Below are 13448 nucleotides of genomic sequence, written 5' to 3'. Positions count from 1 at the left end.
GGCCGCGAATGTCGGCGCTCGCCGCTAGCGTTGATGTGTATGAGGCGCCCGCATGAGAACGTCGCTACGGTCTTGGTGGATCCGCGCATTCTCGGCGACATCGAGATCGAGCTGATGTCGCTCGACATGCCGCTGTGGCGGGTGTGCGCGGCGCCGATCGTGAAGGACGGTCAGCGCTTCGCGTTCCAGATTCGCAACAAGCTGCTGATGTCCAAGCGCGGCGAGTGGGACTGCGCCAAGGACTGGGTCCCGGTCTGGATCGGCTTCGGCTCGACGTGGGCCGCTCCCGGCGAGGCCATCCCCTGGCCGGCTCACAAGGCGCTCTGGACGCTCCTGGAGGACTACTCCGAGCAGGTCCGCTACCACAAGCGGCTCGGCGGCATCCCTAGGATCCCGCGGCTGCGGGAAGCCTGCTAGCCGTCTTCGGCGTGCGCTCGATCTGCTTCCAGGTCGGGTCGACCGCGGGGAACATCGTGACCACGAAGTAGGCGATCCCGCAGCCCACCAGGGCCGTGGTCAGGCCGAACGCGGAGACCAGGCTGCCGCCGAGGAGCCCGCCGAGCGGCATCAGGCCCCAGGCGAACGCCGAGATCAGCGACATCACCCGGCCGAGCACGTGCGCGGGGATCCGCTCGAACTGGATCGCGCCGAGGATCGGGTTGATGAACCCGCTGCTGGTCCCGCCGATCGCGAACACCATGAACACCACCCACAGCGGCGCCCCGAACGCGATCACCAGGAACCGCGGGATCCCGGTGACGAGGAAGCAGACCAGGTACGTCGGGTAGCGGCGCATCCGGTCGCCCAGCGCCGCGGCCACGGCCGATCCCAGCGCGGAGAAGCCGGAGAAGGTCGCGAACAGCAGCCCGATCGTCTCCGGGCCGGCGTGCTCCTGACCCCAGACAGGCATCAGCACGCTGCTCCAGGCCAGGTCGATGAGGTTGGTCAGCGCGACCATGAACGCGATCCCCAGGAGCACCCGGTCGCGGCGGAGGAAGTGCCAGCCCTCGGCGAGCTGGGCGCGGTAGGAACCGGGGTCCTCCGCCGATTCGGCGGGCTTCGTGGCCGGGAGGCTCGTCAGCGCGGCGGTCGACATGCCGAGCACCAGGGCACCGAGCGCGAACGAGGCGGCGTCGATCACGATCGCGTTCGTCGCGCCGACCAGCCCGATGAGCAGCCCGGCCACGGCGGCGCCGAGCATCGAGGCGGTGCGCTCGACGAACGAGTAGAGCCCGGTGGCCCGCTCCGTCGGGACACCGGCCGCCTCGACCAGCTGCGGGAGCATCGACACCTTCGCGGCGTCACCGGGGCCGCGCAGCGCGCCGGCGAGGGCGACGAGAGCGAGCAGGATCGGGAAGTGCAGCAGGGCCGCGGCGTACAGGAGCGGGATGAGGCCGACCACGACGGCCGAGCCGAGGTCGCAGGCGATCGCGACGCGGCGTGGGCCGATGCGGTCGATGACCGGGCCGCCGAAGATCTTGCTGAGCACCAGCGGGGTCATCTCGAAGAGCGCGATCAGGCCGGCCTTGGCGGGGCTGCCGGTCGTCTCGAGCACGAACCAGGGCAGCGCCAGCATCGAGATGCGGGTGCCGACCAGGGAGATGGTCTCGGCGGCCAGCGAGCCGTAGAGGGGGAGCTTCATCGTCAGTCCTTCTCGGGATCGGGGCCGAGGTGTCCGGGCAGTGCGAAGGTGTGGAACTGGACCGTCACGGGCTCGCCGTCGGGGTCGTCCTCGAAGCCGAAGACGACCTCGTTGACCTGTTCCTGCAGCCGGCGGACCTGGCTCGGGGTGAGGCGGAGGACCCGGTCGTTGAGGTTGAAGACCTCGCGCCACTCCTTGGCGATGAGCTCGCGCTCCTCGAGCGCCTTCTGGAGCTGCTGGGTGTAGAGGGTGACGACGGTCTGCAGATAGGCGCCGAGGGTCTCCTGCCCCTCGGCAGTGTCAGGCACGGCCCTGTCGCCGGTCACCGTCATCTGGTGCGTGGCCTTCCACCAGCGTTCCCGGGCGTTGCCGCGGCTCTCGTCGTCCTCGATGAACCCGTGCTGCGCGAGCTGTCGCAGGTGGTAGGACGTCGCGCCGCTGTTGAGCCCGAGGCGGGCGGCCAGGGTGGTCGCCGTCGCCGGTCCGTCGATGCGGAGCATCCCGAGCATGCGTACGCGCACGGGGTGGGTGAGGGCCTTGAGCTGGTCGACTCCGGGGACGATCTCGCGTGCTGCCATGGGCCAACCGTAGACCGCAAAGATATCTTTGCAAATGGATTTTTGCGGTTTCGGGACATATACGAGTAACCCGGTGAACAAAGCCTGGATAGCGCCGTTACCCTGTCGGAGTGACGACAGATGCCGCGCCGCCGACGCCGACCTCCACCCCGACGGTGGCGATCATCGGAGGAGGAGCCAGCGGCACGCTGACCGCGATCAACCTGCTCCGCCGAGGCGCGTCGGTCACGCTCTTCGAGTCACGGGGAGAGCCCGGCTACGGGGTGGCCTACTCGACCACCGACCGCCGTCATCTCCTCAACGTCCGGGCCAATAACATGTCGGGCTTCCCCGACGACCGTGACGACCTGCTCGACTGGGCGGCCGAGGCCGGCATCGAGCTCGGGCCGATCGACTTCCTGCCCCGCCGCGACTACGCGCGCTACCTGCGCGATCGGCTCGCCGGAGCGGCCGAGGCCGGTCCGGGGAAGCTGCAGCCGGTGGGCGAGACGGTCATCGACGTCGAGCCTGTCGCGGGCGGTTTCCGGGTGCTGACCAGCGACGACGATGAAGGTCATCTCGCCGATGCCGTCGTCCTCGCGTACGGCAACCCGCCGCCCCAGCCGCTGGACGGTCTGCCCGAGGCCTCGTGGAACCTGTCGGACCCGTGGGACGTGCCGCGGATCAGCGCGCTGCCCGAGGACGCGACCGTGCTCGTGGTCGGGAGCGGCCTGACCGCCGTCGATACGACGGTCACCCTGCTCGACGACTCCCCGGCCCGCCGGGTGATCATGGTGAGCCGCCACGGTCTGATCCCCAATCCCCACGTCGACGACCAGTTCACGTCCTGGGTGACCCCGATCCCCGAGGGACCGCTGACCGCCGACGGCATCGCCGGCCTCGTACGAGACCAGATCGAGCACGCCGCCGCCCTCGGCGTCGACTGGCGAGCCGTCATCGACGGTCTCCGCGGCCCGACCCAGTCGATCTGGCGCCGCCTGCCCGAGCCCGAGCGCCGCCGCTTCCGAGAGGTCTACGCCCGCGAGTGGGAGGTACGCCGCCACCGCATGGCCCCGCGCATCGCCGCGCTCCTCGCCACCTATCAGGCCGAGGGACGCCTGGAGATCCTCGGCGGCGGGGTGCTCGGCTGCCGGGCGGATGCCGGGAAACCGGTCGTCACGCTCGCCGACGGCGACCGCGAGGTCACCGCGGTGATCAACTGCACCGGCCCCTCACCCGACATCACCCGCACCGACAACCCGCTCCTGCTCGCGCTCCAGAAGCGCAGCCTGATCGCCCCCGACCCCCTCCGTCTCGGCATCGACGTCACCGAGGACGGCCGGGTCGTCGGAGCGGACGGGCGCGTCGTACCTGGTCTTCTGACCGTCGGTCCGCCCTGCAAGGGCGCGCTCTACGAGGCCACCGCCATCCCCGAGATCCGGGTCCAAGCCGCAGCGGTCGCCGCCCGCCTCACCGCCGAATAGGTGGTTCTGGGGGCCGAGAAATCAGTGGTGGGCGACGAAACTGCCGTTTCGTCGCCCACAACTGCAGATTCGGCTGTCGCTACCCGAGGTGGAGCTGGCGGTCGGTGCGCGCGAAGGTCTCGGCGGCGAGCTCCGGGTCGGCGCTGAGCTCGGCACCGGTGGCCGGGATCATCGTCTTGAGCTGCGGCTGCCAGCCGTCCCAGCGGTCGGGGAAGCAGCGGCGCAGGACGTTGACCATGATCGCCGGGGCGGTCGAGGCGCCGGGGGAGGCGCCCAGCAGACCGGCGATGGTGCCGTCCTCGGCGGTGATGACCTCGGTGCCGAACTGGAGCACGCCGTCGGGGCGGATGACCTGCACCCGCTGGCCGGCGATGATCCGCTCCCAGTCCTTGCGGTCGGCGGCCGGGAAGAAGTCGAGCAGGTCGTCGAACTTCTTGCGCGGCGAGCGCAGCAGCTCCTTGACCAGGTAGACGGTGAGGTCCATGTTGGTGAGCCCGGCCCGCAGCATCGGCAGCAGGTTGTGGGGCCGCACCGAGAGGAACAGGTCGGTGAGCGAGCCGGTCTTGAGAAAGCGCGGGCTCCAGCCGGCGTACGGACCGAACATCAGGTGGGTCTTGCCCTCGACGTAGCGGGTGTCGAGGTGGGGCACCGACATCGGCGGCGCGCCGACGGCGGCCTTGCCGTAGGCCTTGGCGCGGTGCTGGGACACGAGCTCGGGCTTGGACGTACGCAGGAACTCACCGGAGACGGGGAAGCCGCCGAAGCCGCGGATCTCCTGGATCCCGGCCTTCTGCAGCAGCGGCAGCGCGTAGCCGCCGGCGCCGACGAAGACGAACCGCGACCGGAGGTGGTACTTGCCGGACTCGTTGCGGCCGTAGATGTGCCAGAAGCCGTCCATGGTCTGGTGCAGGTCGGTGACCTCGGAGGACGTCTCCAGGTCGGCGCCCTTGTCCACCAGTGTGCGGGTCAGGATCGAGGTGAGCGAGCCGAAGTCGACGTCGGTGCCGGCGTTGGTCCAGGTGGCCGCGACGGGCTCCTCGGCGAGCGACTTGGCCGTGCGGCCCTCGAGCAGCAGCGGCGCCCAGCCCTTGATGACCTCGGGGTCGGTGGAGAACTCCATCCCGGGGAAGAGCGGGTGGGCGGAGAGGGCCTCGTAGCGCTTGCGCAGGTAGTCGACGTTCTCGGCGCCCCAGACGAAGGACATGTGCGGGACGGTGTGGATGAACTTGTCCGGGTCCGGGATGCGGCCGTTCTCGACCAGGAAGGACCACAGCTGACGCGAGACCTGGAACTGCTCGTTGACGTTGACGGCCTTGGAGATGTCGACCGAACCGTCGGGGTTCTGCGGGCTGTAGTTGAGCTCGCACAGTGCGGAGTGACCGGTGCCGGCGTTGTTCCACGGGCCGGAGGACTCGACGGCGAGCGAGTCGAGCCGCTCGATCATCTTGATGGACCAGCTGGGCTCCAGCTCCTGGAGGAGCACACCCAGGGTGGCGCTCATGATGCCGCCGCCGATCAGCACTACGTCAAGAGGTTCGTCCACAGGTCTTTTGTCTCGCTTTTGAGGCCGCAATGGTTAATCGGGGTCCTTAGATCGGTCTAACTTGTGGGCAACTTCACTGCCTGGAACACCGGTCTCCGGTGGTCGAGCTCGTCGAGACCCCGTCTGTCATTGTGGCTCACCGCACCCATCGGTGGTAGCTCAGGGTGGAGTTACGCTCGGGCGGTGCCACGCCTCTCTGACTCCCATCGTGCCTGGATCGACGAAGCCGTACGCCGCGTCGAGGCCGACGCGCAGCGCTCCGCCGACACCCATCTGCACGCCGTTCCGCTCCCCGGGTGTCCGGGCATCGACCTCTATCTGAAGGACGAGTCCGTCCACCCCACCGGCTCGCTGAAGCACCGTCTGGCCCGGTCGCTGTTCCTGTACGCGACCTGCAACGGCTGGCTGCACGAGGGCGCGACGGTCGTGGAGGCATCCTCGGGGTCGACCGCGGTCTCCGAGGCGTACTTCTCCCGGCTCCTCGGGCTTCCGTTCGTCGCGGTGATGCCGCGCTCGACCTCGGCGGAGAAGGTGCGCCTGATCGAGTGGTACGGCGGCCGCTGCCACTTCGTCGACCGCGCGCCGGACATGTACGCCGAGGCCGAGCGCCTCGCCCGCGAGTGCGGCGGCCACTACATGGACCAGTTCACCTACGCCGAGCGGGCCACCGACTGGCGCGGCAACAACAACATCGCCGAGTCGATCTTCGACCAGATGTCGCAGGAGCGGCACCCGGTGCCGACCTGGATCGTCGTCTCCGCCGGCACCGGCGGCACCTCGGCCACCATCGGCCGCTACCTCCACTACCGCCGCCATTCCACGAAGCTCATGGTCGCCGACCCGGAGAACTCCGCCTTCTACGGCGGCTGGGAGACGGACACCTCCGACTACGCCACCGGGATGCCCTCGCGCATCGAGGGGATCGGGCGGCCGCGGGTCGAGCCGTCCTTCGTCGGCGGGGTCGTCGACGACATGGTCCAGGTGCCCGACGCGGCCTCGATCGCGACGATGCGCTGGCTCTCGAACCGGATGGGCCGCTCGGTAGGCCCCTCGACGGGCACCAACGTGTGGGCATCGCTGGGCGTCGTACGCGACATGGTGGCGGCCGGCACGGAGGGTAGCGTCGTCTCGCTGCTGTGCGACTCCGGGGAGCGCTACCGCTCCTCCTACTACGACGACGCCTGGGTCAGCGAGAAGGGCATCGACCTGGCGCCGTACGCCGCGGCCCTCGCCGACTACGAGCGAACCGGGGTCCTCGTCGACCCCTCCTGACGTGCCCAGAGCCGCAGCCCCAGCGTGATCAGCGCCCACACCGAGGAGATCAGCGCGATCTCGCTGAGGATGTAGAACGGCCATGGCCCGAGCAGGTCGAGCATCGAGCCGAACTTCGGCTTGTAGCGCAGGTAGCCGTAGTTGGCGTCGAGGGCCAGATCGAAGACGTACGCGATGACGGCCCACGCCGCCGTGGTCGCGACCGTCCAGCCGTAGGCGCGCCAGGTCGGGAGCAGCTTCATTCCGAAGACCAGGTAGACGGCGGCCAGCACCACCATCAGGTGCATTCCCCAGAAGGTGAAGTAGCTGACGTCGGGGAAATCCATCACGTCCGGAGTGAACACGCCCTGCGTGGTCAGGGTGAGACCCCAGAAGCAGGTCAGCGCGGTCGGGTAGGGGTGGTGGGTCCACAGCGCGATCGCCGCCGCGACCCAGGCCAGGTCGCACAGCTGGAGCGGCAGGTCGATGAAGAGGTCGAAGTCGGTGACCCACTCGTGGCCCTGCAGCGGGATCGTCGTGAGCGGGATCGCGAGGGCGAATCCTCGGGAGAACCGCGACGGATTCTCCTCGTCCCGCTGCCCTCGACCCAGCCGGATCACGGCCACGATCCCCGCTGCGAGCAGGGACAACGGCACCAGGTGGGTCACCCCGAATGCCTCCATGTCGGAAGTCTGACGGGAATCTCGAAAAAATTCTTCCCGACCCGCGTCATGGATCCGTGGGTGGTCCGTTTCATCGGCGAGAAGGTCGTCCACCGGTGGGGGGTGGACGACCTTCACACACCAAGGTTGGTGGCTGATCCGGGGGGATTCACCAGCCTGTGGAGGTCCCTCTGAATGCACACTGCGGGGGTGGTGTGCAATCAGAGGGACGCCTCGGTTTTGGCTGTAGGAATACCCGGTCAACCGGGTATTCCTACAGCGATCCCGGTCACTGCCGTCGCGTAGAGCTCCTCGTCGTGATGGATCTCCGCGACGAGTCCCTGCTCCCGCATCAGGCTCGCGGTGACCGGTGCCTGCTCCTGGCCGGCCTCGATGACGAGTACGCCGCCGGGCGCCAGATGCTTCGGCGCCTGCTCGATCACCCGGCGCTGGACGTCGAGCCCGTCCGCCCCGCCGTCGAGCGCCACGTGGTGCTCGTGGTCGCGGGCCTCGGGCGGCATGGTGCCGATCTCGGAGCTGGGGACGTACGGAGCGTTGGCCAGGATCACGTCGAGCTCGAGGCCGTGGGGGAGCGGGGCGTAGAGGTCGCCGAGGAGCACCCGCCGGTTCCGTTGATCGAGATTGTCGAGATTCGTCTGCGCGCACGCGACCGCCGCCGGGTCGATGTCGGTGGCCCAGATCTCCGCGCCCGGGACCCGCGCCGCGACCGCGGCGCCCAGGGCTCCGGTGCCGCAGCCGAGATCGAGCACCCTGACGGCCGTGCCTCGCTCGGCGGCCTGGCAGGCGAGCTCGACCATCAGCGCCGAGCGCTGCCGCGGCACGAACACCCCGGGCGCGACCCGGATCCGGAGCCCGCAGAATTCCGCCCATCCCAGGATCAGCTCCAGCGGCTCGCCGGCCACGCGACGTACGACCATCGCCTCTCGCTCCTGCTCGGAGACCGGTTCGGCTTCGAGGAGGGCGGCCTCGTCCTCGGCGAAGACGCAGCCGGCGGCGCGCAGGCGTGCGACGAGGCCCGGATCGGGAGGTGTGGAGCTCATTGGAGAAGATTGGCACGTGGACGCCGTCACCCTGATCGCATTTATCGTGGCCGGGTATGCCGCATTCGTGACGATCGCGGCTGCCCTCGGGGTGGCGCTGCGAGCGCCCCGGCCGAGGTGGCTGGACCAGCTCGGGTGGATGCTGGAGATCCTGGCGGTCGTGCTCGCGATCGGCGCACTGGCGGCCTGGTCGGCCGGGCGCAAGCCGGAGTCGCTGTCGACCTTCCTCGGCTATCTCGGTGCGCTGGTGTGCCTGATGCCGCTCGCCCTGCAGACGATGCGCGAGGACCGCTCGACCTGGTCCTCGGGCGTGATCGCGGCGGCGGCCCTGGCGACGGGGGTCGTGGCCGTACGCGTCATGATGGTGCGATGACCGCGACCTCGCCCGCCACGACCCGTTCCGGTCCGCACCTGGTGCTGCTGACCGTCTACGCGATCTTCGTGCTCGCCGCGGGCGCCCGGTCGCTGGTGCAGGTCTTCACCCGCTTCGACGAGGCCCCGATCGCCTACTCGCTCTCGGTGGTCGCCGCCGCGACCTACGTCGCCGGCTGGTTCGCGATCCGCCGGGCGGCCGCCGGCTCCGCGGGCTTCGCGAAGATCATGCTGTGGGTCGAGCTGGCCGGCGTCGTCACCGTCGGTGTCCTGTCCCTGGTCGTGCCGTCCTGGTTCCCGGATGCATCGGTATGGTCGAAGTTCGGGAGCGGATACGGTTTCGTTCCTGCTCTGCTGCCGATCCTGGGTCTGCTCTGGCTCTGGAGAGGTCGAACGTCAGGGCCGACCGAAGGAGTCTGATGAGTCAGTCGACAGCCACCGCCATCTCGCCTGACTCGGGGGAGCACTGGTCGGCTCCGGGAGCCTGGACGGTCGCCGAGGGCGTGCACCGGATCCCGCTGCCGCTGCCGATGGACGGGCTCAAGGCGGTCAACATCTACGTCCTCGAGGGCTCTGACGGGCTCTCGCTGGTCGACGGTGGCTGGGCGATCACCGAGGGACGTACTGCGCTGGAGTCCGGGTTGAAGAAGCTCGGCTTCGGGTTCGGCGACATCCGGCGCTTCCTGGTCACCCACGTGCACCGCGACCACTACACCCTGGCCTCGGTGCTGGGTGAGGAGTTCGGCGCTGACGTGCTGCTCGGCGCCGGCGAACGGCCCACGCTCGAGCTCACCAACGGCGACCTCGACGGCTGGATCTCGACCGACCGGCTGCTCGCCTACGCCGGTGCGCACGAGCTGGCCGCAGTGTGGGCCGCCAACCCGCCTCCGCTGCCCGATCTCTCGCACTGGCGGATGCCTTCGCGCTGGCTGGAAGGGGACGTACGCCTCGACGTGGCCGGCCGCGACCTCGATGCGGTGCACACCCCCGGCCATACCCAGGGCCACTACGTCTACGCGGATGTCGCCGGCTCGGTCCTGTTCGCCGGCGACCACGTGCTGCCCACGATCACGCCGTCGATCGGCTTCGAGCCGGTGCCGGTCGTCGACCCGCTGGGCGACTTCATGGCCTCGCTGACCAAGGTCAGGTCCCTGCCCGACCTGCAGCTTCTGCCCGCCCACGGCCCCGTCGCGACCTCGTCGCACGCCCGCGTCGACGAGCTCCTCGCCCATCACGAGTCGCGGCTCGCCCAGTCGCTGGCCTCCTTGCGGCTCGGGCGACGTTCGGCCCTCGAGGTCGCCAACGACCTCGGCTGGACCCGTCACGAGTGGGCCTTCGCCGAGCTCGACTACTTCAACGCCGGCCTCGCGGTCATGGAGACCAAGGCCCACCTGGAGCTGCTGGCTGCTCGCGGGCTCGCCACGCGTGAGGAGACCGAGGCGAGCGTGCTGTTCGCCCCCGTCAGCGAGTGAGCCGCATCGGGGTGTGCGGGATGCCGTCCTCGAGGAACTCCTCGCCGTCCTTCACGAACCCGAACTTGGCGTACCAGCCGGCCAGGGGTGACTGGGCGTCCAGGACGATGTCGCGGTCGGTGACGGCCTCGACGGCGGCCTTCATGATCACGTCCGCCAGGCCCTGGCCGCGGTGGGAGGGGGCGAGGACGACGCGGCCGATCCGCCACACGTCGCCGTCGTCGAGGATGCGGGCGGTGCCGGCGAGCCGGTCGCCGTCGGTCAGCACCACGTGACGCGTGCCGGGCTCGAGGTCACGGCCGTCCAGGTCGAGGTACGGGCAGTCCTGCTCGACGACGAAGACCTCCTGGCGCAGCTGCCACAGGGCGTACGCGGTCTTGGGGGTGAGGTCGTCGAAGGACGAGATGGCGACGTCGATCATGAGTGGATTCTCGCAAGCAGTAGTGTTTGCGGGAACAGACAGGGGAGGCCGGGAGGCCTGAGAGTGCGGCGAACAGCGCCGCAGACCCTCCGAACCTGCTCCGGTTGACACCGGCGAAGGGAGTCAGACATGCGCACGCGTACGCCTGCCATCACTGCGATCACTGCGGTCTCGGCGCTGCTGCTCGCTGCCTGCGGGGGCAGCCCCGCCGAGCCGGACGCCAAGCCGTCCGGTGGCGCCGACGACAAGACCGTCGTGCTGCTGACCCACGACAGCTTCACGCTGCCGAAGGAGGTGCTGGCCGAGTTCACCGAGAAGACCGACTACACCGCCGAGATCCGGCACGCGGGCGACGGTGGCGAGCTGACCACGAAGATCGCCATGGACACCGGCAACCCCGACGGCGACGCGGTCTTCGGCGTCGACAACACCTTCGCCAGCCGGGCGATCGACCAGGGCGCGCTGGAGGCCTACACGCCTGCTGAGGTCCCCGCGGGCGTCTCCGACTTCGACCTCCCGGGCGACGAGAAGCACTTCCTCACCCCCGTCGACAACGGCAGCGTGTGCGTCAACATCGACACCGAGTGGTTCGCGGCGAAGAAGCTGACGCCGCCGACGTCGCTCGACGACCTGGCCGAGCCTGCGTACAAGGACCTCCTGGTCACCCCGGGCGCGGCGACGTCGACGCCGGGGATGGCGTTCCTGCTGTCGACCGTCGCCGAGTACGGCGAGGACGGCTGGGCGGACTACTGGGCCAAGCTGATGGACAACGGCGCCAAGGTCGTCGACGGCTGGGACCAGGCCTACTACTCCGACTTCACCCAGGGCGGCGGGAAGGGGACGCGTCCGATCGTCGTGTCGTACGACTCCTCGCCGGCCTTCACCGTCAAGGACGGCAAGACGACGACGAAGGCCCTGCTCGACACCTGCTTCCGCCAGGTCGAGTACGCCGGCGTGCTCAAGGGCGCCGACAACCCCGAGGGTGCCCAGGAGCTGGTCGACTTCCTGCTCTCCGACAGCGTGCAGGCGGCTCTGCCGGAGAGCATGTACGTCTTCCCCGTCGCCTCCGACGTGAAGCTGCCTGCCGACTGGGCGAAGTTCGCCCAGCAGCCCACCGAGCCGCTCTCCGTCGAGCCGAAGGAGATCGAGGAGAACCGGGAAGCGTGGCTGGCGACCTGGAGTGACACGATCGCGAAGTGAGCTCCACCCGTCGCATAGGGACACTCGTCGCGCTCGCCGCCGTCCCGGTGGCCGTGCTGGCGGTCTTCTTCGTCCTGCCGGTCACGGGGATGGTGCAGCGCGGGCTGTTCTTCGGCGGCTCCTTCGACCCGTCCGTGGTGTCCCGGGTCGTGGGGCGCCCGGAGATCCAGCGCGCGCTCTGGTTCACGCTGTGGTCCTCGGGGCTCGCGACGGTGCTGAGCGTGGCCCTGGGGCTGCCGGCCGCGTTCGCGCTCCATCGACTGTCGTTTCCGCTGCAGCGGGTCATCCGGGCCGGGCTGCTGGTGCCGTTCGTGCTCCCCACCGTCGTCGTCGGCGTCGCCTTCCGTGAGCTCATCGGCGAGGCCGGACTGCTGGCGTCTCTGGGCCTCGATGGGACGCCGACGGCGATCGTCCTCGGGCTGGTCTTCTTCAACGCCTCCGTGGTGATCCGGGCGGTCGGCGCGGCCTGGGAGTCGCTCGACCCGCGTCCCGGCGAGGCCGCCGCGGCGCTGGGAGCCTCGCCCTTCCGGGTGCTGCTGACGATCACCCTGCCGGCGCTACGGCCGGCGATCGTCTCCGCGGCGTCGGTCGTTTTCCTCTTCTGCGCCACCGCGTTCGGGATCGTGCTCACCCTCGGCGGAGTGCGCTACAACAGCATCGAGACCGAGATCTACAAGCTGACCTTCACCCTCTTCGACCTGCCTGGTGCCGCGGTGCTGTCCGTGCTCCAGCTTCTCGTCGTGGTCGGGCTGCTGGTCCTGGCCGGTCGGCTGCGTTCCGTGCCGGACCCGGCGCAGTCCCGGGTCGTCGTACGCCGCCGGCGGGTCTCGCTGCGTGACCTCCCGGCCCTGTTGTCGACGTCGGTGCTCGTCCTGCTGGTGGCCGGACCGCTGCTGGCGCTGCTGCTCGGGTCGCTGCGTGTCGACGACCGCTGGAGCCTCGGGAACTACGTCGCGCTGCAGACCCCGGGGTTCGACCCGCCGCTCCCAGTGCCCGTCACCACGGCGCTGGTGACGTCGCTGGCGGTCGCGGTGCAGGCGTCCGTGGTCGCGCTGGTGCTCGGGTTGCTGGTCGCGTTCGCGGTCACCCGGCGGTCGCGGACGGTGGCCGAGCGTCGCGTACGCGCGGTCCTCGACGGGCTGTTCATGGTGCCCCTCGGGGTCAGTGCTGTCACGCTGGGGCTCGGGCTCTACCTCACCCTCGAGTCGGGCCCGTTCGACTTCCGCGACGAGCCCTGGCTGGTACCGCTGGCCCAGGCGCTGGTCGCGCTTCCTCTGGTGGTGAGGACGTTGGTGCCCGTCTTGGCGTCGGTCGACGATCGTCTCCGCCAGGCCGCTGCCGGGCTCGGGGCCGGGCCGCTGCGTGCGGTGATGACCGTCGACCTGCCTGCCATCTGGAAGCCGCTCCTCGCCTCCTCCGGCTTCGCCTTCGCGGCCTCGCTGGGGGAGTTCGGCGCGACCTCATTCCTCGTCCGCGAGGAGCGCCCCACCCTCCCCGTCGTCATCCTCCGGCTGCTGTCCCGCCCGGGATCCGACAACTACGGCATGGCCCTCGCCGCCGCCTGCGTACTCGCCGCCGCCACCGCCGTCGTGATGCTCCTCGTCGAGCGTCTCCGCGTCCCGTCGATCGGAGCACTGTGATCCGCCGAGAAGTCACCCCCGCCGGCCGAGGCGTCACGTACGTCGGGCGAGGCGTCGCGTACGTCGGGCGAGACGTCACTGCCGTCGGCCGAGACGTCACGGCTGTGACGGCTCGGCCGACCGGGCTGACGCTTCGGCCGACG

14 protein-coding genes and 1 riboswitch are annotated in these 13448 nt (G+C 69.8%); of the genes, 8 read left to right on the top strand and 6 right to left on the bottom strand.

What is annotated here, in order from left to right; translation table 11 throughout:
• Positions 1-75: 75 nt before the first annotated feature.
• The gene (locus tag UG56_RS07720) at positions 76-417 is read left to right on the top strand and encodes a hypothetical protein (protein WP_256206494.1); all 342 of its coding nucleotides are present in this window, start codon (positions 76-78) and stop codon (positions 415-417) included.
• Here the strand turns inward: UG56_RS07720 and UG56_RS07715 are convergent.
• Positions 386-1642, bottom strand: a complete 1257-nt coding sequence (locus tag UG56_RS07715) for an MFS transporter (RefSeq protein ID WP_045549293.1) — start codon at positions 1640-1642, stop codon at positions 386-388. The two genes, UG56_RS07720 and UG56_RS07715, sit on opposite strands and share 32 nt — an antisense overlap.
• A gap of 2 nt (positions 1643-1644) precedes the next feature.
• On the bottom strand, positions 1645-2220 hold the full coding sequence (locus tag UG56_RS07710) for an ArsR/SmtB family transcription factor (protein ID WP_045549292.1): 576 nt from the start codon (positions 2218-2220) through the stop codon (positions 1645-1647).
• A 110-nt stretch (positions 2221-2330) separates the two neighbouring features.
• Between UG56_RS07710 and UG56_RS07705 the strand changes: the two genes are divergently transcribed.
• Positions 2331-3683 (top strand): FAD/NAD(P)-binding protein, encoded by a 1353-nt coding sequence (locus UG56_RS07705; RefSeq protein ID WP_045549291.1) that lies wholly within the window; start codon positions 2331-2333, stop codon positions 3681-3683.
• Positions 3684-3762: 79 nt separating this feature from the next.
• Here the strand turns inward: UG56_RS07705 and UG56_RS07700 are convergent, their stop codons facing one another.
• Entirely contained in the window at positions 3763-5226 is a 1464-nt protein-coding gene (locus UG56_RS07700; RefSeq protein ID WP_045549290.1) for a malate:quinone oxidoreductase, read from the bottom strand.
• A 183-nt stretch (positions 5227-5409) separates the two neighbouring features.
• On the opposite strand from UG56_RS07700, the gene UG56_RS07695 reads away from it, so the two are divergent.
• Positions 5410-6498, top strand: coding sequence for a PLP-dependent cysteine synthase family protein (locus UG56_RS07695; protein ID WP_045549289.1), 1089 nt, complete (start codon positions 5410-5412; stop codon positions 6496-6498).
• Here the strand turns inward: UG56_RS07695 and UG56_RS07690 are convergent.
• Together UG56_RS07690 and UG56_RS07685 are read right to left on the bottom strand one after the other, a co-directional pair.
• Positions 6462-7160, bottom strand: coding sequence for a YwaF family protein (locus UG56_RS07690; protein WP_045549288.1), 699 nt, complete (start codon positions 7158-7160; stop codon positions 6462-6464). The two genes, UG56_RS07695 and UG56_RS07690, sit on opposite strands and share 37 nt — an antisense overlap.
• Positions 7161-7399: 239 nt before the next feature.
• A complete protein-coding gene (locus tag UG56_RS07685; protein ID WP_045549287.1) occupies positions 7400-8200 on the bottom strand; it encodes a putative protein N(5)-glutamine methyltransferase in 801 nt (266 codons plus the stop codon).
• 16 nt (positions 8201-8216) lie between these two features.
• Here UG56_RS07685 and UG56_RS07680 point away from each other — a divergent pair, with 16 nt between their 5' ends.
• From UG56_RS07680 to UG56_RS07670, 3 genes are read left to right on the top strand one after another with little or no spacing between them, the layout of a single operon-like run.
• Complete coding sequence (locus UG56_RS07680) at positions 8217-8573, top strand: hypothetical protein (RefSeq protein WP_045549286.1); 357 nt, start codon at positions 8217-8219, stop codon at positions 8571-8573.
• A complete protein-coding gene (locus UG56_RS07675; RefSeq protein WP_045549285.1) occupies positions 8570-8992 on the top strand; it encodes a hypothetical protein in 423 nt (140 codons plus the stop codon). Before UG56_RS07680 ends, UG56_RS07675 begins: the two co-directional genes overlap by 4 nt.
• Entirely contained in the window at positions 8992-10044 is a 1053-nt protein-coding gene (locus tag UG56_RS07670) for an MBL fold metallo-hydrolase (RefSeq protein ID WP_045549284.1), read from the top strand. Before UG56_RS07675 ends, UG56_RS07670 begins: the two co-directional genes overlap by 1 nt.
• Here UG56_RS07670 and UG56_RS07665 read toward each other — a convergent pair.
• Positions 10034-10465, bottom strand: coding sequence for a GNAT family N-acetyltransferase (locus tag UG56_RS07665; RefSeq protein WP_045549283.1), 432 nt, complete (start codon positions 10463-10465; stop codon positions 10034-10036). The genes UG56_RS07670 and UG56_RS07665 overlap by 11 nt on opposite strands.
• A gap of 30 nt (positions 10466-10495) precedes the next feature.
• Positions 10496-10604, top strand: a riboswitch (TPP riboswitch).
• Here UG56_RS07665 and UG56_RS07660 point away from each other — a divergent pair.
• Positions 10595-11665 (top strand): thiamine ABC transporter substrate-binding protein, encoded by a 1071-nt coding sequence (locus UG56_RS07660; protein ID WP_045549282.1) that lies wholly within the window; start codon positions 10595-10597, stop codon positions 11663-11665. (Overlaps the previous riboswitch by 10 nt.)
• The gene (locus UG56_RS07655; protein WP_045549281.1) at positions 11662-13305 is read left to right on the top strand and encodes an ABC transporter permease; all 1644 of its coding nucleotides are present in this window, start codon (positions 11662-11664) and stop codon (positions 13303-13305) included. Before UG56_RS07660 ends, UG56_RS07655 begins: the two co-directional genes overlap by 4 nt.
• Positions 13306-13448 lie beyond the last annotated feature (143 nt).

Origin of the sequence: Nocardioides luteus (genome assembly GCF_000960475.2) — a bacterium.
GTDB lineage: Bacteria > Actinomycetota > Actinomycetes > Propionibacteriales > Nocardioidaceae > Nocardioides > Nocardioides luteus_A.
Note: the sequence above shows the minus strand (reverse complement) of the source record. Positions and strands in the feature narration are given on the sequence as shown.